Annotated in this window: 19 protein-coding genes; 13 read left to right on the top strand and 6 right to left on the bottom strand. The window is 37.3% G+C overall.

The window, feature by feature from the left end; translation table 11 throughout:
- Positions 1 to 148: 148 nt before the first annotated feature.
- From cobT to FFS26_RS19375, 3 genes are read left to right on the top strand one after another with little or no spacing between them, the layout of a single operon-like run.
- Entirely contained in the window at positions 149 to 1,153 is a 1,005-nt protein-coding gene (gene cobT / locus FFS26_RS19385) for a nicotinate-nucleotide--dimethylbenzimidazole phosphoribosyltransferase (protein WP_137905866.1), read from the top strand.
- Positions 1,154 to 1,936 carry an adenosylcobinamide-GDP ribazoletransferase gene (locus tag FFS26_RS19380; RefSeq protein WP_137905865.1) on the top strand — a complete coding sequence of 261 codons (783 nt, stop codon included), beginning with the start codon at positions 1,154 to 1,156 and terminating at the stop codon, positions 1,934 to 1,936. It abuts the gene before it with no gap.
- Positions 1,921 to 2,475, top strand: coding sequence for a histidine phosphatase family protein (locus tag FFS26_RS19375; protein ID WP_137905864.1), 555 nt, complete (start codon positions 1,921 to 1,923; stop codon positions 2,473 to 2,475). Before FFS26_RS19380 ends, FFS26_RS19375 begins: the two co-directional genes overlap by 16 nt.
- A gap of 260 nt (positions 2,476 to 2,735) precedes the next feature.
- Here FFS26_RS19375 and FFS26_RS19370 read toward each other — a convergent pair whose 3' ends face one another.
- Both FFS26_RS19370 and FFS26_RS19365 read right to left on the bottom strand, forming a co-directional pair.
- Entirely contained in the window at positions 2,736 to 4,490 is a 1,755-nt protein-coding gene (locus FFS26_RS19370) for a hypothetical protein (RefSeq protein ID WP_137905863.1), read from the bottom strand.
- Between the two features lie 294 nt (positions 4,491 to 4,784).
- Entirely contained in the window at positions 4,785 to 6,167 is a 1,383-nt protein-coding gene (locus tag FFS26_RS19365; protein WP_137905862.1) for an RtcB family protein, read from the bottom strand.
- Positions 6,168 to 6,323: 156 nt separating this feature from the next.
- Between FFS26_RS19365 and FFS26_RS19360 the strand changes: the two genes are divergently transcribed.
- The 3 genes from FFS26_RS19360 (at position 6,324) to FFS26_RS22625 (ending at position 7,987) form a co-directional block, all read left to right on the top strand.
- Complete coding sequence (locus tag FFS26_RS19360) at positions 6,324 to 6,659, top strand: HopJ type III effector protein (RefSeq protein WP_137905861.1); 336 nt, start codon at positions 6,324 to 6,326, stop codon at positions 6,657 to 6,659.
- 64 nt (positions 6,660 to 6,723) lie between these two features.
- On the top strand, positions 6,724 to 7,743 hold the full coding sequence (locus tag FFS26_RS19355) for a helix-turn-helix transcriptional regulator (RefSeq protein WP_137905860.1): 1,020 nt from the start codon (positions 6,724 to 6,726) through the stop codon (positions 7,741 to 7,743).
- A 106-nt stretch (positions 7,744 to 7,849) separates the two neighbouring features.
- Positions 7,850 to 7,987 (top strand): hypothetical protein, encoded by a 138-nt coding sequence (locus FFS26_RS22625; RefSeq protein WP_167348772.1) that lies wholly within the window; start codon positions 7,850 to 7,852, stop codon positions 7,985 to 7,987.
- Positions 7,988 to 8,278: 291 nt separating this feature from the next.
- Here the strand turns inward: FFS26_RS22625 and FFS26_RS19350 are convergent, their stop codons facing one another.
- Together FFS26_RS19350 and FFS26_RS19345 are read right to left on the bottom strand one after the other, a co-directional pair.
- Entirely contained in the window at positions 8,279 to 9,463 is a 1,185-nt protein-coding gene (locus FFS26_RS19350) for a DUF1501 domain-containing protein (protein ID WP_110009212.1), read from the bottom strand.
- A gap of 169 nt (positions 9,464 to 9,632) precedes the next feature.
- A complete protein-coding gene (locus FFS26_RS19345) occupies positions 9,633 to 11,015 on the bottom strand; it encodes a DUF1800 family protein (RefSeq protein WP_137905859.1) in 1,383 nt (460 codons plus the stop codon).
- A 399-nt stretch (positions 11,016 to 11,414) separates the two neighbouring features.
- On the opposite strand from FFS26_RS19345, the gene FFS26_RS19340 reads away from it, so the two are divergent.
- From FFS26_RS19340 to FFS26_RS19310, 7 genes are all read left to right on the top strand, one after another.
- Entirely contained in the window at positions 11,415 to 11,978 is a 564-nt protein-coding gene (locus tag FFS26_RS19340; RefSeq protein WP_062671310.1) for a hypothetical protein, read from the top strand.
- 116 nt (positions 11,979 to 12,094) lie between these two features.
- Positions 12,095 to 13,144 carry a glucokinase gene (locus FFS26_RS19335; protein ID WP_110009214.1) on the top strand — a complete coding sequence of 350 codons (1,050 nt, stop codon included), beginning with the start codon at positions 12,095 to 12,097 and terminating at the stop codon, positions 13,142 to 13,144.
- A gap of 143 nt (positions 13,145 to 13,287) precedes the next feature.
- Positions 13,288 to 13,854 carry a YceI family protein gene (locus FFS26_RS19330; protein WP_137905858.1) on the top strand — a complete coding sequence of 189 codons (567 nt, stop codon included), beginning with the start codon at positions 13,288 to 13,290 and terminating at the stop codon, positions 13,852 to 13,854.
- Between the two features lie 78 nt (positions 13,855 to 13,932).
- Positions 13,933 to 14,559: a YceI family protein gene (locus FFS26_RS19325; protein WP_137905857.1), complete on the top strand. Its 627-nt coding sequence runs from the start codon at positions 13,933 to 13,935 to the stop codon at positions 14,557 to 14,559.
- A 108-nt stretch (positions 14,560 to 14,667) separates the two neighbouring features.
- On the top strand, positions 14,668 to 15,333 hold the full coding sequence (locus FFS26_RS19320; protein WP_137905856.1) for an alpha/beta hydrolase: 666 nt from the start codon (positions 14,668 to 14,670) through the stop codon (positions 15,331 to 15,333).
- Positions 15,334 to 15,416: 83 nt separating this feature from the next.
- On the top strand, positions 15,417 to 16,760 hold the full coding sequence (locus FFS26_RS19315; RefSeq protein ID WP_137905855.1) for an ammonium transporter: 1,344 nt from the start codon (positions 15,417 to 15,419) through the stop codon (positions 16,758 to 16,760).
- 100 nt (positions 16,761 to 16,860) lie between these two features.
- A complete protein-coding gene (locus FFS26_RS19310) occupies positions 16,861 to 18,279 on the top strand; it encodes an L-serine ammonia-lyase (RefSeq protein ID WP_110009219.1) in 1,419 nt (472 codons plus the stop codon).
- A gap of 108 nt (positions 18,280 to 18,387) precedes the next feature.
- Here FFS26_RS19310 and FFS26_RS19305 read toward each other — a convergent pair whose 3' ends face one another.
- Both FFS26_RS19305 and FFS26_RS19300 read right to left on the bottom strand, forming a co-directional pair.
- The gene (locus FFS26_RS19305; RefSeq protein WP_137905854.1) at positions 18,388 to 19,230 is read right to left on the bottom strand and encodes a prephenate dehydrogenase; all 843 of its coding nucleotides are present in this window, start codon (positions 19,228 to 19,230) and stop codon (positions 18,388 to 18,390) included.
- Positions 19,231 to 19,484: 254 nt separating this feature from the next.
- On the bottom strand, positions 19,485 to 20,282 hold the full coding sequence (locus FFS26_RS19300) for an SH3 domain-containing protein (protein ID WP_137905853.1): 798 nt from the start codon (positions 20,280 to 20,282) through the stop codon (positions 19,485 to 19,487).
- Between the last annotated feature and the right edge of the window lie 158 nt (positions 20,283 to 20,440).

Raw genomic sequence — 20,440 nt, 5'->3', positions numbered from 1 at the left:
CGGGGTTCGGGTTTGTGAGTAAGTGAATATTGAGGGCTAAAATTTTCACGGTCTTGACCTTTTGTTTCTTTTGTGTCAAGACAAAAGAAAAGACTCATTGAATTTTACTAATATTGCACTTTTCCATTTAACGTAACTATAAACATCCATGTTATCATCAGAATTACAGCATAAAATTGATTTTAAAACAAAACCGTTAGGCGCATTAGGACATCTTGAACATATTGCCCACAAAATCGGAATGGTTCAGAAAACTACTTCACCACAATTACTCAACCCTCATATGGTGGTTTTTGCGGCCGATCATGGAATTGCTGCTGCAGGCGTCAGTGCCTATCCACAGGAGGTCACCTATCAGATGGTGATGAACTTCCTTGGCGGAGGTGCTGCCATTAATGTTTTTTGCAGACAGAATGGTATCAACATTAAAATTGTAGATGCAGGAGTGAATTTTGATTTCCCGGAAGGGCTGAATCTCATTGATAAAAAAGTAAGAAAATCCAGCCGTAATATTCTGGAAGAACCTGCCATGACTCCTGAAGAATACCATCAGGCGCTTAAAAATGGAAAAGCAGTGGTGAATGATATTGCTAAAAAAGGCTGCAATATCATTGGCTTTGGAGAAATGGGAATCGGGAATACTTCCGCCTCTTCTTTAATGATGAGCAAGCTCTTTGACATTCCTATTATCCATTGTATCGGACGTGGAACGGGACTGAATGATCATCAGCTTGACAATAAGATCAGTATTTTAAAAGAAGCTGTTGAAAAATACCCGGCTGAAATGTCTGAGGATGAAATAGCCCAGACCTTTGGGGGATTGGAAATTGCCCAAATGATTGGAGCCATAGAAGAAGCTTATCACCACAATATGCTGATCATGGTAGATGGTTTTATCGCAACAGTTGCTGTAGCCACGGTCTGGAAAAAGAATCCTGAAGTATTGAATAACTGTATCTTCTGCCATGTAAGCAATGAAAATGCCCATCCTCAGCTGTTGGGATTAATGAGAGAACAGGCCATTCTCAATCTGAATCTGCGCCTTGGTGAAGGAACAGGCTGTGCATTGGCTTATCCGATTATTCAAAGTGCCGTTAATTTTCTGAATGAAATGTCAAGTTTCGAAGATGCAGATGTATCAAATAAAAACTAAATGAAAGCTATAAAAAATGAACTGATTTACTTTGCAACGGCACTCATGTTTTTCACGAGAATTCCGGTTCCGTTTACCATTCCGTACTCCAGCGAGATTATGAATAAATCTCAGAAATATTTTGCCTGGGTAGGTTTGATTGTAGGGCTCATCAACGCTTTGGTTCTTTATCTTTCTACACTGCTTTTTAATCTTGAAATCGGGATTGTTGTAATGATGATTTCCAATGTTTTGCTGACCGGAGCTTTTCATGAAGATGGCTTCACAGACATGTGCGACAGTTTTGGAGGCGGATATGGAAAGGAAAAAATCCTGACGATTATGAAAGACAGCCGGGTAGGAGCATATGGAACGATAGGGATCATTTTGCTTTTTGCTTTAAAATTTTATAGTATTCAAACCTTAGGAATGAGTAATCCGGTGGGAGTTTTACTCATTGTTATTTTAGGGCATACAGTAAGCCGTTTTATTGCAGGAACGATGATCTATACTCACCAGTATGTTACGGATATCGATGTCAGTAAGTCAAAGCCTCTGGCCAATAAACCATTGGATGGAATGGCTTTGCTGGTAAGCTTCATCAGTGTTTTAGCCACTTTTGCCCTGGTTCAGGACTGGCGTTTGATTTTTGCTTTTGCTCTGGCTTATTTAGGAAAAATATATATGGGCTGGTATTTTAAAAAACATATCGGAGGGTATACAGGTGATTGCCTGGGTTCAGTACAGCAGGTTTGTGAAGTTTTATTTTATTTAGGAACAATCATCGTATGGAAATTCATCTGATCCGTCATACTGCTGTGGACAATCCTGAAAACCTGTGTTATGGTTTTGCTGAAATGTCTTTACGGAAAGAGTGTATCGAAGATTTTAAATCGTTGGATATTGATGGTCATTATGATGTAATTGTTTCAAGTCCTTCTGAGCGATGCCGTTTTTTGGCTGGTTATTTTAAATTTGAATACCAAACAGATGAAAGACTTCGCGAAATGAATTTCGGGAACTGGGAATTAAAAAAATGGATGGATATTCCAGAAGAAGAAATCAATCCGTGGTACAAAGATTTTGTCAGTGTAAAAGCCTTGGGTGGTGAAAATCTTCTCGAAATGCAAACCCGTGTTCTCAGCTTCTGGAATGAATTTATTCAGAGAAAAGATCTGGAAAAAGCACTTATAGTTACGCATGCCGGAGTTATTCGTCTGATCCTTCAGGCGGTACTTCAGTTTCCACTGGAGAATATGTTTACTATTCAGATTGATTATGGAAGGAAAGTGATCATTCATGTGAATGAAGAAGTTTTTTCTGTGAAAAAGGTGAATGTATAATTACCATAAAGGCTTTTATTCAATAGGAACGGATTTTAGTCCGTTTGGTAAAGATTAGTTTGTAGGCCGAATTCCTGTAAAAAACATACACAGAAATAGTACAATCCCGACCATTCTCCCAACTGAAGACGTGAAAATTCCCCTCCCTCGGAGGGGTGGCGAAAATTCAAAGAATTTTTGACGGGGTGGTTCTCAACGTTTACCCAACCAAACCGCCACAAAAAAACGCCACCCGATATCATCAGATGACGTCATAGAATTTATTTAAAAATTCTGATAAAACTATCTTTTTCCAGGTTTTCCAGTGAGAAATCAAAATCAGCTTCCGCTTTTTCTGTGGTAATCTCACCGCCAAGCTCTTTGATAAGCTCATTGAAAGACATCGCTTCATACCATTGCTGGTATAATGCACTTGTTGCCATTGCAGAAATCTGGCTATTTCCTGAAACATGAGCATGTCCGGCTCCGAAATTCAACAGTACGAAACATTGCTTTTCGTTCTTCGCTACAAGCATTCCCAGAACCATTTGCTTCTGAACAGAATTACATCTGGCTTCAGCAAAGAGTTGATTAGGATTCATCATATAATCGTAGGAAATATCATCTCCTTTTCCGATCACAATTTTATATCCACAGTTGGCATCTCCGCTGAAAACGTTGTTCATGACAAGTGTTGGCTCACAAAGGCCTTTATTGGCATAAAGATATTCAACAGCGCCATTAGGAGCAGAAGTCATATCTCCGGAGTACATCAATTGTCCGTTACCATGGTTATAAGCGGCATTCCAACCTATTTTTCCTGCGATGTTCAATCCGGAAAGATCAAGGTCATTGGCACCCCACTGATCTTCCCAATAAATACCTACAGCCAGCCTATCCGCATAAAAACAGGTTCCGGTAGGAATATTTCCAACAAACATTTTTTCAGAAGTTGGCAATGCAAATTCTATATTCTCAGGGAAATAGAATTTCTTGCCGGATAGGTTTTCATACTTCAGTTTCAAAAAGTCCAGAATAAAATCATAATTGAACTGATTCACGTAAGTTTCCTTACCTTTTTTAGTCCATGATTTTCCGTTTCGGATTCTGTAAACAAATGTATCCTGACCGTACATTCTGGAGTAACATGCTGACAATGCTTTGAATAATGCAAACGGTGTCGCATTTTCCAGCCAGTGCCAATCGCTGTTTTCCAGTAATGTATTGGTAGCATCATTCAATGGGTTTGAAACCAATGGTTTATGATGAACCTTAGATAACTTTGATATTTTATTGATCGCTTTGGGTGCTCTGTTTTTATAAGCCAGAAATAATGGTTTGAATCTGTTGAAAATTTCCGCCATTTTTTCTATTCCAAAGCTTTCAAACAGATATGTCGGATTGAAATTACTCTGCTTGATTAAATTAATCAAATCATCATTTTTGATTAAAAGCGTGGTGTTCGTCGTTTTATAAATGACATAACGCAAGAATTCAACAGGATTTTCAGGGTAAATATCATATAAGTCAGCAATTTTTATAATCGCTTCTTTATTTCTGATGTTTTCTTTTCCTGTAAAATCATATTCCAGCTCCGTATGTAAAATAGAAAGCAAATCATCAATGGTTTCTTCTTTTAAAGCAATTCCCGATCTTAAAAGAGCAAGACATTTTTCCTGCATTTGTTCCACAGAATAGGCTTTGATTACTTTAAAAACCAGCTTCATATCAGGAACATTCAAAATTTCATTGGGAATATAGATTTCACTTTGAAAATCGCTTCCATAGGTTGAAATATAATGAGTGATCTGTTCAAAAAATAAGTCAATTCTGGAAGTGTTTTTTATTTTCTCCCAGGATTTATGAAAGGTCTTATTCAAATCATTTCCATTTAATTTTTCCTTTGCATAAAAAGAGATGATCTCATTTTTTGCCCATAAAGCATCTGGTTCAATAATAAAACCATCATTGGAAACAAATGGTTTTTCGTCAGATTTTCTGGCCAGTACAGCATTGAATAATTGTAGTGTTTTCATTGTTTTAAGTTTAAAAAATAAGTGAGGAGTAGATTCATTAAAAGTGAAGGGTATAGGAACTCCTTTTACCTATAGTTTATAAAAAGCGGGGAGTATTTTTCCAAAAAATAAATATAGGAACTCCGTTTGCCTTGTAATTTGTAAAAAGGCGGAAAGTAAATCTGGAAATATAGGAACTTTCTTTGCCTTGAATTTTTTTTAAAATAACTTTTTAGTGCTGTGAAATTTGGTTTATTGTTTTTATTCAACCTAACGGGTTTCTAAAACCCGTTAGGTTTGAACATACTATTAAAATTATGCTTTTCTGAATTTCTTTTTTTTCTTCCACGGTGCATTCTTCTGAACATCTCCGGCCATAATACATCCGTAAGGCATCACTTCATCCAGAACTTCACAAAGTCCGTATTCTTCTATCTGTGCTCTTACATTCTTCGCACTTTTATAAGCGCTTGGAAGTTCAGAAATATCAATCTCATTAGAGTAGAAACGGATATCTAATCCTGCTGTTTCCTCATTGAAGATCTCCTCGGTCGTTTTATGGGCCAACGATCTCTTATGCTGGCTTCTGCTGAAATTTCTTCCTGCGCCGTGCGGAGCAAAACCTAAGTTTCTTTCATTGGTCTTTCCCTGGACAATCAATACCGGTTCTGCCATATTCAACGGAATCAGTCTTGGTCCTGTAATATCAGGCATGAATTTATCATCCAGCGGAGTTGCTCCTTTTGCATGGTAGAACAGGTCTCCATCTTTGAAAACGAAGTTATGTTCGTTCCAATATCTGTTTTCCTTCTCCATTTCCAGCTTATTCAGCACGGCATCATGAAGGGAAGTATGGTTTTCTTTGGTCCATTGTCTTATTAATTGCAGGGCTTTCCAGTACGATTTACCTTCATCTGTATCATAAGGAATCCAGGCATTTTCTCTTAATGTTTCAGGGGAGATTTCCTGTCTGAAACGGTTGGCGGTCTTCATTCCTTTATCATATAAGGCAGCACCCGGAGCTCTTGATCCGTGATGGGTTACCATCATTGTGTTTCCAGTATTTTTGGAAATTCCAACGAAAAGGAAATGGTTTCCGTCTCCCTGGGTTCCCATATGAGAACGGGCGATACTGATTAGTTTTTCATCATTTAAGAACTCATTTTCTCTGAAAGCATCCATCAGTTCCTGAGACATCGGCATCTGTTCACCTCTTGGTCTTCCTCCATATCCGAAGTGGGTTACAGAATGTGCTGCATCCAAAACCTCTTTAGGATTTGTCTTTCCAAAATCCGTCAGCATTACTGAACAACAGATATCGGCGCTATGGAATCCCGGGTGAATGGCATTTTGAGCCACGACCACTCCTCCCACCGGAATCTGGCCTTCAGGACCTGTAGGGCAGGCGTCCGGCATTAAAGCTCCGCCAACCAGAGTGGGAGTTTTCATCAAAACTTCCATGGTTTTGATTACTTTGTCCACATTATCATTTTCACTTTCGTGTTCTGCACGTATATTGATTATAAAATCTTTAGCTGTTTTATGAAGCGGAATAAGATCTGGCTGTTTGAACTGTACCAGATATTCTGCGATCTGATTTTCATCCAACTTATTCTCGTTGATATAGGTAATGGCATCTTTAAACCATTTTGCCGGTCTATATCCTAATTCGATTAAATGATTTCCATTAAATTCCATATTGTTTCATTTTGATGATGCAAAGTAATATCATTATTGCGCAATAGTTTTGCGTAGATAAAGAAATTTTAATTATTTTTACAAAAATTTATTAAAAGGACGAAAAAGCACATTGGCAGACTCGTAAACATAGTATAAAATAAAAAAACAAGGCTCATGGTATTATTAGAACAATTAAAACATTTCCCGGAAACCATCCAGTTTAATGATGTGATCGCTCATATTGATGAACATTATGAATTTACTCCTACTGCCTTTCAAAACGGAGATACAACCAATCAGGCCGGACAGAACAACGGTTCTTGCAAGGTCTTCAGTTTTGCAAGCATTAAGGATCTGACAAAAGAAGAGACACTTTGGCTGTTTGGTGAGTTTTACAGAGACGATGTCCTGAAAAATCCTGAAGGAACTGATCATCAGAATATCCGGAACTTTATGAAAACCGGCTGGGAAGGAATTACTTTTGATGCCAATGCTTTAAAAGAAAAATAATTATAAGAAAAGAGCAGAAAAAGTAATTTTTTATTTAAAACACCCAATCATTAAACACTAAGGTATGTCATCCAATAAAAATGCTCTGATCAGGTATAAAACATTAGATAAATGTCTTAAAAATAAATACAGAAAATACACGCTGGAAGATCTCATTGATGAATGTTCGGAAGCATTGTTTGAATTTGAGGGAAAAGAATCTTATGTAAGTAAGAGGACCGTTCAGCTCGATCTTCAGAATATGCGGAGTGAAAAATTCGGGTATGAAGCTCCTATTGAAGTTTACGAAAGAAAATACTACCGTTACAGTGATCCGGAGTACAGCATTCATAATATTTCTGTGAATGAAAGTGATCTGAAAGCAATGAACAATGCAGTTCAGATTTTAAAACAATTTAAAGACTTTTCTATGTTCAAAGAAATGAATGGGGTTATTCAGAAACTGGAAGATTCTATTCATGCCACCAGCCAGAAATCTATTATTCATCTGGATAAAAATGAACAGTTGAAAGGATTGGAACATATTGATATTCTGTATGAAAGTATTGCTAATAAAAAAGTGTTGAAGATCCTTTACAAAAGCTTTACGGCAAGGGAATCCAATATTTTTACAGTACATCCGCAGCTGCTGAAGGAATTCAACAACCGCTGGTTTCTGATCTGTCTTTACAAACAGAAAATGTATAATCTGGCACTGGACAGAATGGAAAGTATTGAAACAGATGATAGTCTGGTATATATTGACAAGGAACTGGATGGTGATGAATATTTCAAAGATATTGTTGGGGTCACCGTTTCAGAATCAATGGATCCCAGGAATGTGGTCTTTTGGGTGGATTCGGGAAATGCTCCCTATGTGAAAACAAAACCGCTGCATAAAAGTCAGGAGATCCTAAAGGAAGACCGTGACGGCACGCTGTTTAAAATATGTGTGCAGATCAATTTTGAGCTGGAAAGACTCTTGCTTGGGTTCGGAGACTCTCTGATTGTACATAAGCCCAAAAAACTACGGTTGAAAATGGAGGAAAAGTTCAGGGCAGGCAGTAAAAATTATCAGAATCTGATTGTTCCTGAGGAAAACTAAATTAGTTTAAATGTACCATTCACAGGGCTTTGTTGAAGATAATTTATTTTCATAATTTATCTTGGCTTGGAAATTGTAGTATTACCTTAACAATACCAAATTAATTATGAAATCAAGAATATTTAAAGCATTAATTGCAATCATAGCACCGCTGGCGATAGAGTATATCGTAAAAAAAATATCTGAGAAAATAGATAAAAAACAGGAAGAGAAAGAAAACGAAAAAAAGCAGATTACGGCTTAAACGTAAAAGTAGTTTACATTTAAAATTATTGAAAAGAGACTGTCATAACAAGGTACAGTCTCTTTTTTGTTGGTAATGGATCTTTTTAATGAGTACTGAAAACCACCCCGTCAAAAATTCTTTGAATTTTCGCCACCCGTCCGGAGGATGGGAATTTTTACGTCTTCAGTTGGTGTATTGGACAGGATTGTTTTTGTATTCCTTATAGCAAAGGCTGGATTCCTAAGGAATGACAAGCTGTTTGGATACATCACCGTTCCAATTGTGTCGTTCCGTAGAATCCCGGTTTCCCTACACAAAATCATAAATACCATCTTTCCATCCCAATACTTTGGAAGAGTCCGCTTTAAGCCAGTTTTTCAGAATTGTTGCATATACTTTTCTGAAATCCTCTTTATAAATAAGATCACCATCATTCAGATTCTGCAGATCAGGAAGTGTATTTAACAGTCCTTTTTTCTTAAGGTTTCCGCTGATAAAGAACATTTGATTGGCAGTTCCGTGATCGGTTCCGTTGCTGGCATTCTGTGCCACACGACGACCAAACTCTGAGAATGTCATTAGCAGGATATTTTTGAAGAGCCCATTACTTTTCATATCGGCCACAAATGATTTTACTGCTTCATTAATATCATTGAATAACTTTTTCTGCCGGTCATTCTGGTTGACGTGCGTATCGAAACTTCCCACGGAAAGGTAATACACCTGAGTGTTGATGTCAGATTTTATTAAAGAAGCTACCGTCTTGAAATCTTTTCCCAGCTGAGAATTGGGATAGATCAGCTCTGTCTTGTTAGCTTTGCTTTTTTCAAAAATATAATCGGCATTGTTGATGGTAGAGCCTAAAGTCTGATAAAGGTAAGATACCGTTTCATCATCGTGATGGTGGTCATAAAGAGATTTGAAATATTTTTCCTGGCTGGTCTGATAAAGTCTTTTAGGATCTTTAAAAGCAAATGCTTTATTATTTTCCCCTTTTAAAGCAAGACTTAGCATATCATCTACTTCCAGTGCCTGCGTCGGATGATCACAGCGATAACATTCTTCGTCCAGAAAACGTCCCAGCCAGCCTGTTTCCAGAAACTGATCACTTCTGCTTGCCGACTGCCAGATATCCATGCTTCGGAAATGCGACTTATCCGGGTTGGGATAGCCTACATTATTCATCACAGAAAGCTCTCCGTTATCAAAAAGTTCTTTAAAATAGGAGAGTGACGGATTAATTCCAGCCTCATCTGTAAGCGGTATAGAGTCATGAATAGCCAATGTCTTCCTTTCCCTGAAATAAATATCGTTTTTGGCCGGAATAATGGTATTCAAACCATCATTTCCACCCGTAAACTGAAGAACGACCAGAATATTCTGACTGGGATTCAAAGCTTCATCCAGCGTCATCGCTTTTAAGAAATTAGGCATCAGCATAGAAGCAGTAGCCAGGGAACTTATTTTGAGGAATTCTCTTCTTTTGATTAGCATAATTTTGTTTTTAGGGGTTAAGATGGCAGGTGGCAGATGACAGGTTGCAGGTTGTAAATTATAGGGCTGGACCGCATTTTATTTTTATAGCAGTGAAAACTAAATCAGGGAGGAGCCAAGTTATTCTGCGACAGCTATTACCTGCTGCCTGCAACCTAAAACCTCCTACCTAACATAACTGATATTCCGGAGTAGACATCAGGTTGATGACAGTCATTTTTATACTCTTGTCTGAAAAATTACTTACAGAGTTCATATCGAGGCTTTGGGTATTCTGCAGAAGATAATCTTCACAGTTTTTATAGGCGAAAAGCTTTTCAATACGATCCCAGTCGATGGTGATATTAGGGTTTTTAAAGCTTTTATTTAATGCTGTTTCACGGGATTTCATTCCCATATCGATATCGTCATCCTGCCGCGGGCTGTATTCCAAAGGACGAAGTCCGGACCAGATCTGTGGAACCTGAAGTCTAAGCATCAGAGTAGAACTGTCAATCCAAGCCTTTCCATTCGGCCATCCCGATACATTGGGTGGATAAAGGAGCATTTGTCCCAATAATTTCTGATAAACGATGAGGTTTTCAGGGTTCTGAATATGCATTGGAAGGATTCGCATGATTCCTGCCATCAGTTCTATAGGTGATTTTATCCTGTTTCCGATATTCTTCTGATCATAAAACCAGGTGCTTGAAAATATCTCAGTCATCAGCTTTTTAATGTCATATCCTGAATGGTAGAAATTGGCGCTGAGTTGATTAACAATCTCCTGGTCCGGTTTTTCATTGACGAAGAATTTATAAATCTTTGTCGTAATAAATTGTGCTGTAGTTTTCTGTTCCAGAATAATATTGAGCACATCATTTCCGTCAAAGTTGCCTGTTTTTCCTAAAAAAGTTTTGCTGCCTTCATCATGGAGATTTTTTCTTTCTTTAAAATTCCCTTCTTTATCATAACTCCATCCTGTAAAAGCTCTGGCACCTTCTCTTACATCTTTTTCAGTGTAATTTCCTCTCCCCATGGTAAACAGTTCCATCACTTCACGGGCAAAATTCTCATTAGGATGGTCTTTTTTATTCTGTTGATTATTCAGAAAATTCAACATGGCAGGCGACTGGCTTACTTCAAAAAGCAGATCTCTGAAATTGCCGAGTGCATTTTTCCTGATTGTATTTAAAAGCTGTTTGTTGAACTTTGGATTGATCACTCTTGAAGCAAAATGTCCATGCCAGAAAAACGCCATCTTTTCCCTCATCTGCTCTTTGCTGTTAACGATGGAGTTTAGAAAATTCAGGTTCAGTTCGTTATTTTGTTCCCTGTTGATCCGCTGCATTTCTTTTTTCTTTTCCGCAGGAGCCATACTGTTCATATAATCTGCTGCCGAAACCGGATCGAGAGTATCATAAGTGATCTCGCTGAAGCTTTCTTCTTTAAATAATTCATTCATCAACGTTTTAATGTTTTTATTTTTCAAATCATCAATTTGATTAACGCCAACACCAAAACCTGCCCGCCAGAGAAGATGCTTGTTTTTTACTAATGAATCTGCCATCATGGAGAATTTATTTTTTGATCTAATTTCAGGAAAAAGGTTAAACTCATAACGGGTTAAGGATTGTTAATTTTGTTTTTTAGGCGGGAAGAAATGAAGCTGGAAGTTATGGTGTACAGGACGGAGAAATTTCTCTTTACTTTCATTATAACAGACGTGAGTTTTCATATAAGGATATATTACTTCCGGCTTCCATCTTCTTGTTTGCTTTCTTGTTGCTATAATTCACTTTTCGAGGTCAGTTTTTGATAAATTTTGTTAAACAAATATTTAATTTTTGTTAAAATTAAAGTATTGATATTCATTATTTTATAAATTTTATTAATGTTAAAATCAATTAGAAACCTTTGCTTGGCATGATTTTTACATCCTCTTGTTTAGTAAAATTTAAAAATTAGAGTTATGAAAATGTTTAAACAAGCAATAGTACTGGCTGGTATTTTAACAGCGGGTATCGCAAGCGCCCAAAGTGCTCAAATGAACAATATGATCAAGGTAGGTGCAAATGTTGGTTTAGCAGTTCCCGCAGATAATCTTTCCGCTGCAGTAGGAGTGGATGTAGCGTACCAGAATCTGATTACCCCAGGGTTTGGATTAGGTATTGCATCAGGATATACTCACTATTTTGGAAAAGAGAACAACGGATATAAAAACAATGATGTAGGAGTAGTTCCTGTAGCAGCTTTAATCAGAATTTATCCAAAACAAACCGGTTTCTATTTCGGAACTGACTTAGGATACGGATTCCTTGTGGGGGATAAAGCAGTGGCGTCAAACACCAATGTTGAAAGAGCTGGCGGAGGGTTCTACCTTAAACCGGAGATCGGATACCACAACAGAGACTGGAATTTCTTCGTACAATACCAAAAGGTTTTTGTAGGAACCAAGGGAGATTTGCCAGGTCAGGACTATAATGTGGGGAATATCGGAGTAGGATTCGGTTACAATATTCCATTAGGAAAGTAGTTAGATTTAATATATAAACAATTATTAACCAAAACCTTTTCACGAAAGTGAAAAGGTTTTTTTGTTCTGTGCAGGATTTACAAAAACAATTATTATATTTGGTAAAATTTGAGGTTATGATTCTGAATCCAAAATTTCCACTTTATTTACCAGGAGTAGAGAACAGTAATAATGATAGTGTTTCTATCATTGGAGCAAGTCTCCGTGAAGATATAACAATCTTAGGCTATTTTGTTTCCGGGAACGGAGGTCTTGAGATAAAAGTAGAAAATACATATGCAACCAAAGAATATGCTTCCTTTTCAGATATTTTAAAGAAGTTTATTCAGGATAATCAGCTTGAAAATGTAAAACGTCTGGGAATGGCTGTGCCAGGTCCTGTATTGGACGGGAAAAGCAGTCCTGCAAGACTAGGTTGGCATTTAGATATTGCCGAATATACCCGCGATTTCGGGTTTGAAAGAGTAGATATGCTGAATGACCTGGAGGCTTCTGCTTATGGAATGGCTCTTCTTGAAGATAATCATCTTGAAGCGATCTATACAAGCGGACACCTTGAAAAAGGAAATGTAGCAGTTCTGGCTCCCGGAAACGGATTAGGAGAAGCCGGATATTTCTTTGACGGAAAATACCTGAGACCTTTCGCAACAGAGGGAGGGCATTCAGAATTTTCACCAAGAACCAACGTAGAAGTTGAATTTTACCAGTTCTTAAATAATATCTATGGTATTGTAAGCTGGGAAAATGTATTATCCAAGTCAGGACTATTCAATATTTACAGATTCCTGAGAGATGTGAAAAGACATCCGGAACCGGAATGGTTAGGAGAACGTCTTGCGCAGGGGAATTTTGTAGAAGAACTTTATAAAGCGGCTGTTGAGGAAAATGTACTGATCTGCAGAATCGCTTTGGATACCTTCCTTGAGTTCCTGGCTAGAGAGGCCAATAACTTAACATTAAAGTTAAAAGCTACCGGAGGATTACTGATTGCCGGCGATATTCCACAGATGATCGCAGAATATATCGACAAGGGGAAATTCTATGAGAAATTCAAGATCAGTGATAAAATGGAGGAAATGCTTAAAAACATTCCAATCTATCTGGTCAAGCAAAACCACACTGCATTAAATGGTATAGCACTTTATACGGCTTACTATCAGGTATAAAACAAAGCTCCGAAGAAATTCGGAGTTTTTTTATGGGATGATATTATTCATGAAAATTATAAATTTTATTGATATACATCAATGAAATCTATTGAATAAGATACCTACCTTTGTATTGTTAAATAAGTAAACAACTCTATTCAATGAAAAAAATATTTTTATTAGCAGTTTTAGCCGGAGGTTTAGCTTTCGGACAGTCAAAAAAAGTAGTAGCATCTGATGTACACTGGTGGGGATACAAAGTAGCAAAATCTGAGGCCAGCTCTCACGACGGTACTGTAAAAGTGAAATCCGGAGATATGGTAATGAAAGGAAACCAATTGGTAGGCGGAAGCTTCGTATTGGATATGACTTCTATTACTTCTACTGACCTTACAGGAGAATACCAGCAGAAATTAAACGGACATCTTAAGAATGGTGACTTCTTTGAAGTTGAAAAATTCCCAACAGCAACTTTCAAAATTACAGGAGTAAAGAAAAACAATGATAAAATCTACAATTCTCTTGTAACAGGAAACCTTACTGTAAAAGGAAAAACCAGCCCAATCTCTTTCCCTGCGAAGATTTCTTACAGCAAAGGAGTGGTAAGTTTAGTATCCAACAAATTCTCTTTCGACAGACAGAAGTTTGATGTAGCTTACAAGTCTACGATGCAGGACGTTTTTGTGAAAGATGATATTGATATGCTTGTAAAGGTAACTGCTCAATAAATTAATCAAAAAAAGATTATTAAAAGTGTAGAAGTTCTACACTTTTTTTTATTTTTGTTGAATTGTAAATAAAAAAGAATGAAAAGATTACTATTGTTTGCTATGATGTGCGCAAGCATGTCATTTGTTTCTGCCCAGAAGAAATTTGATAAAGTGTCAAAAGTGACTTCATCAGAGATCAGATGGTGGGGGTATAAAGTGGTAAAAACTGAAGAAACTTCCCACTCAGGAACAGTAAAGCTGAAAAGTGGAAAATTTAACTTTGACCATACGGTCCTGGTGGATGGAGAGTTTGTAATAGATATGAGAAGTATGATGGCGGGAGATGTTTCTGATGAGGATCAGATCAAGCTTACTAATGATCTGAAAAGCTCAAACTTTTTTGAAGTAAAAAAATTCCCCATTGCAAAATTCCATTTGACTAAAATTATTCCTTTGGCAAACAGTGAATACAATTCTACAGTGTACGGTGACCTTACCCTTAAAGGAGTAAGAAAAACAATTTCTTTCCCAGCGAATGTTTACGTTACCCAGTTCACAACATCTATTGAATCTGCGAAGTTCTCCCTAAACAGAAGAGACTTTAAAGTATTCTATCAGTCTTCATTGAAAGATTATTTCATTAAAAACGAAATGGATATTCAGTTCAAAGTTTCTACAGAAATGCTGGATAACGAGAATAGAATTCCGAAAAAGAAAAAGTAAAATATATTCTATTGATACAGAAGAGCAGTTCGTGAGAATTGCTCTTTTTTAATGCTGTTAAATCAAGGGAGCATTCCTTTATTTCTGTATTTTTTATAAATTAGTGGTATGAAAATTTATATCGTAAGCGGTCTGGGAGCAGACTTTAAAGTCCTTGAAAGAATAGAGTTTCCCAAACACTGTGAATTGATTTTTATAGACTGGCTTATTCCCGAAAAAAATGAGCCTTTCGATGCCTATGTCAAAAGAATGGCAGAGAAAGTAGATGATTCAGAACCATTCTGCCTGTTGGGGTATTCTTTCGGAGGAATCATTGTTCAGGAAATTAATCAATTGAAACCTGCAGAAAAGGTGGTGATCCTTGGAAGTATAAAATCCGATAAGGAAAAATCCAGATTCATCAGGACAGGCGAGGTTACAAAAATTCCAAGAATACTTCCTGTAGGTTTATTCAACGATAAAGCAGCCAACGTATATGCTGTGATCCGAAAGCTTTTTGATCCTAAAAATCCGAAACTCCTTCAATATTTTAAAGTAAGAGATCCTTATTACCTCAAATGGTCCGTAGAAAAAGTTTCCGAATGGAAATTTGAAGAGAATCCCAATGTCATTCAGATATTAGGTGATAAAGACATTGTTTTTCCGATCCGCTATTCCAATCCGAATTATGTGGTAAAAGGAGGAACACATCTTTTTCCGGCCACTAAATCCAAAGAAGTTTCCAAAATACTGTCAGAGATTTTTTCTGAAAAAATTGAAAAAGTTCCAGATTGAATATTTTTTTAGGGGTGTTTGATTTAAAAATGTAGTTTTTATGGAATTTATATTTAAATTTGATAGGGTTAAATATAAATTTTATGAAAGTAGGATTAAAATGGATCGTTTCATTCTCTGTTATCGCAATCGTTGCCATTGGTGGCTTATTCTGGAATCCGGCCGCCGATATTCCTGATACAAGGGAATTTTTAAGTGAAGATAAAATTGTCGGCGCTGATGTTGCCTGGATTCTGGCCGCGGCAGGACTTGTTTTGCTCATGACGCCAGGACTTTCCTTTTTTTACGGAGGAATGGTCGGAAGGAAAAATGTAATTTCTACCATGCTGCAGAGTTTTATTGCCTTAGGCGTTATCTCCATGGTGTGGGTAGTCGTAGGCTTTTCTTTATCTTTCGGTGAATCTATCGGGATTACAATAGCCGGAAAGCATTACGGTATCATTGGAAATCCGCTCAGTTATCCCTTTTTTAGCGGGGTAGGAAATCTACCTCATAAACTGATGGCTCCCACGATTCCTTTTATTCTTTTTGCCTTGTTTCAGATGAAATTTGCTGTTATTACTCCGGCAATTATTACCGGATCTTTTGCAGAAAGGGTTCGTTTTATATCTTATTTATTGTTCATTGTTCTTTTCAGTATATTTATTTATACGCCGCTTTGTCATATGGTGTGGCATCCTGAGGGGCTTTTAAACAAATATTTCGGGGTAAAAGACTTTGCAGGAGGAACTGTTGTGCATATGAGTGCTGGTTTTGCTGCACTTGCCGGAGCTTTGGTGGTAGGAAACAGGAAGAATCCTCATCATGAGCCGTCCAATATTCCGTATGTGCTTCTGGGAACAGGAATGCTGTGGTTCGGATGGTTCGGATTTAATGCCGGATCTGCTTTGAGTGCTTCTGCATCTGCGGCTACCGCTTTTGGAACAACTACCATTGCGTCTGCTTCAGCGATGATGACCTGGATCTTTTTTGACAGAATCAATGGGAGAAGTGTATCGGCTTTAGGAGCCTGTATAGGAGCTGTAGTAGGATTGGTGGCAATAACTCCAGGGTGCGGTTTTGTAAGCATTCAGGAAAGCCTTTTTATCGGATTTATCACAGCAATCGTGTCCAATCTGATGGTGAACTGGAAGGTTTTAAAGAAAGTAGATGATACCCTCGATGTTTTTGCCTGCCATGGAGTAGGAGGGATTATGGGAATGATTCTTACCGCCATTTTTGCTCATGGTGAAAAAGCAAGTCTGCTTCATGGTGGAATTGATGTTTTTCTTCATCATATGGCAGCCCTTGTTTTGGTTTCTGTTTTTACTTTTTTAGGTTCATTAATTTTATATAAACTTACAGATTCCATGATCACCTTAAGAGTTTCTGAAGAGTCTGAAAATAAAGGGCTTGATCTTTCGCAGCATGAAGAATGCCTGCAATAGCTTTTATATTGTGATGATATGTTGATATCATTAAAAATTTGAAGGTATATTTCAGGATTTATCATGTATCTTTGTTTCTGAGGAAAATGACGAATCATTTATGGAATCAATATCGGTTTTTGAAATTATTAAAGTAGGAATAGGTCCGTCCAGTTCACACACGATGGGACCCTGGAACGCAGCAGCAGCATTTATCAGGATTATAAAAAGAGAAAGATCAATAGAAGAAGTTAAAGAGGTTTTTCTTGAATTCTTTGGCTCACTCGCAAAAACGGGAATCGGGCACGGAACTGATATTGCGGGAATGCTTGGGTTGAATGGAGAGGATTTTAAAACGATCAATACTTCAAAAATTGATGAAAAGATAGATTATATCAAGAGTACTCAGACCATTAACCTTGGTGGTGAAAAGGTAATTCCGTTTATCTACGGACATCATTTGATTTTAAACATGAAAAAGAGCCTTGATTTTCATCCGAACGGAATGATCTTCAGAGCTGTTTTCGAAGACGGAACAGAACTTGTGCAGGATTTTTATTCTGTAGGAGGTGGTTTCATTGCCAGCCAGGAAAAAAACTCTATTCAGAAGCAGTGTGTACGTACACTGTATCCGTGTCATAAAGCTTCAGATATTGCAAAATACTGTGAAAAGCTGGGATTTGATAAAATGTCAGATTTGATTTTCATGAATGAAGAAAGCTGGAGAACCCAGGATGAAACTAGGCAGGAAGCACTTTATATCTGGCAGCAGATCAAAGAATGTATCTACAAAGGTGTCAATAAGGAGGGAGTTCTTCCTGGCGGACTGAATGTTTCCAGAAGAGCCGCAGGAATCAACAGAAAGCTGCTCGGAGATAAAATCTATAAAAACAAAGACGAATGGTTCCAGCAGGTGGTAGACGCTGAAGAGAACTTTACAAATATCAACAAATGGATTGCCTGCTTTGCACTGGCAGTGAATGAAGAGAATGCAAGCTTCGGAAGAATTATTACCGCACCTACCAATGGCGCAAGTGGAGTTATTCCGGCGGTATTGATGTACTCTCAGGCATTTACCCCATTTACGAGTGAGGAGGATATTATAAGATTCTTGCTTGTAGCGGGAGAAATCGGGACCTTATTCAAGAAAAATGCAACCATTTCTGCAGCAATGGGAGGATGTCAGGCGGAAATCGGAGTATCTTCTGCAATGGCAGCAGCCGGACTTACAGAAATCTTAGGAGGAAGTGTAGGACAGGTATTAATGGCGGCAGAAATTGCGATGGAACATCACCTTGGATTAACCTGCGATCCAATTAAGGGACTGGTACAGATTCCATGTATTGAAAGGAATACGATGGGCGCGATGAAAGCCATTACAGCAGCCAATATTGCACTGGAAAGTGATCCCACCAAGGCAAAAGTAACATTGGATGAAGTGATTCTGACCATGTGGGAAACCGCTCAGTCGATGAGCGACCGTTTTAAAGAAACTTCGGAAGGCGGACTGGCCATTGCAGTCAACGTTCCGGAATGTTAATAGAAATCATTTTATTTCAAAATATAAAACCCTTAGCCACTATGACTAAGGGTTTCTTAATAAAATAAAAGTAAAAACCGTCGGGCTTTTAGTATCGTATAAGGATTTTTATCTTAAAATTCCTCTGATTCTGTTGGCGTTGGAAATCAACTCTTCAAGGTATTCATAGTTTTCTTTTTCAAGCGCAGATTTAAATTTTCTGAGCTGAGTGATATGTTCGTTCAAAACGTCCAGCACATTTTCTTTGTTTTGTTTAAAGATAGGAACCCACATTTCAGGATGCGACTTGGCAAGACGAACAGTACTTGAAAAGCCGGAACTGGCAAGCTGGAAAATCGTTTCTTCTTCACGTTCTTTTTCCAATACGGTATTGGCAAGGGCGTAAGATGTAATATGGGAGATATGGGAAATATAAGCGGTATGAACATCATGATCTTCTGCATTCATATAAATCATGTGCATATCGAGAGCATTGACTACTTTTTCAACGGTAGCCAGAGCATCGTCGGCCGATTCTTCTTTGTTGCAGATGACACCAGCTTTTCCCGAGAAACTTTCAGCAATAGCGGATTTTGGACCGTTGTTTTCCGTTCCCCACATCGGGTGGAACGCTACAAATCTTGAACGTTTCGGATGGTTTTTTACCGCATGTACAATGCCTGCTTTGGTGGAACCTGCATCCATTACCGTCTGCTGGTCAGACACAAGATCCAGAACAGAAGGCAACAGTTTTCGTGCAGCATCTACAGGAATAGCAAGAATAATCAGATCCGAATTTTTAATTCCATGTTCAAGATCTACTCCCGCATCAATGATTTTAAGTTCCAGTGCGTCACTGATATGCTGTGTATTGTTATCGATTCCGTAGATGAAGCTGGCCAGGTTTTTCTCTCTTAATTTCAAAGCCATCGAACCTCCGATTAATCCTACTCCAATAATACTTATTTTCATCTTTTTACATTTTTTAAAATAAAAAAACCTCGTCCCTAGGACGAGGTTTTAAATTATATTCATAAGAATCCCTATCCCAGAGCTGAGGTAAAAATTCTATAATAATATGTTCCGTTGTTAAAAATCACAGAGCAAAGGTATAAATATTTTTTTAAATGAGACGAAATTTTCTTTTCTAAATTGTATAGGGATTAATAGTTTGTGTAAGCTTCATATTTTAGCAAGTTCTTTTGTGGGGAAATCTGAGAGGTATATTATTCAGATTTTATCCTGCTTTTATGAACATATCCCTTTTTACCTTCTTTAAAAACCACTAACCACCAATCTCCGTTTTGGTCTAAAACTTCAACTTGTTCACCTGTGTTGATCTTTTGCAGGATTTGGGAAGAAGAGTTTTTCTCCTTTCTTAAGTTGGTAAAACCATCACTATCCTGAATGTAAAAGGCTGTTTTATTTTGACTTTTCTCTACTCTACATTTTTTTGCTCGTACATTTTCTTCAGGAATGGGTATTATTTTATCAGTCCATCCGGATTTCTGGATATCAATATTTTGGGGAACATCGCAAATATATTTTACTGCATCCTGTGAAATATCTGACATTGTTTTATAGATAATATTTTTAAGAAGCCAGGTGTTATTATTTAGGATAATATGATATTCTTTTTCATAATATCCGCGGTCAGGGAAGGATGTTTTTATAGTGAACCCTTTATTTCCCGATATTGGAAGGATATCATTGATAACATTACCTCCATCCTCAGAGAAGTTTCTTGTTTCCAGTGCTAATGTATATTTACCTTGCTTATCCCCCAAAAAGATAAATAAATTTTCTCCTTGATAAGGTTTGTTACTTACAATTTTGTCAGAGATTCCATCCTTGTTGACATCAAAGGTTTTTATGAAATAATCTTCATTATCGATGTAGGTTTCGAATGAGCTTCTTTTAGTTTCAGCTGATGGCTGTCGAAGCTTTACAATACCTTTGTTTTTATGTTGGGAAGAGCAGGTGAAACCGAGTGTTAAAGCAATAAACAGGAATATATTTTTCATTAAATTTACTTTGAAGGTTTTAAAATCAGTAGGCTTAATTTCTTTATTTATTCAATACTATAAACTCTATTTATATTGGGTTTTCCGTCTGGGTTAATATTAGTTTTTTTTCAGCAATTACAGAATAAGTTTTTCATCATTTGCTTTCAGAATTATTC

This window comes from Chryseobacterium sp. 2VB, assembly GCF_005503635.1.
Lineage (GTDB): Bacteria > Bacteroidota > Bacteroidia > Flavobacteriales > Weeksellaceae > Chryseobacterium > Chryseobacterium cupriresistens.
The sequence above is the reverse complement of the archived record's forward strand: the minus strand, read 5'-3'. Positions and strand labels throughout refer to the sequence as shown.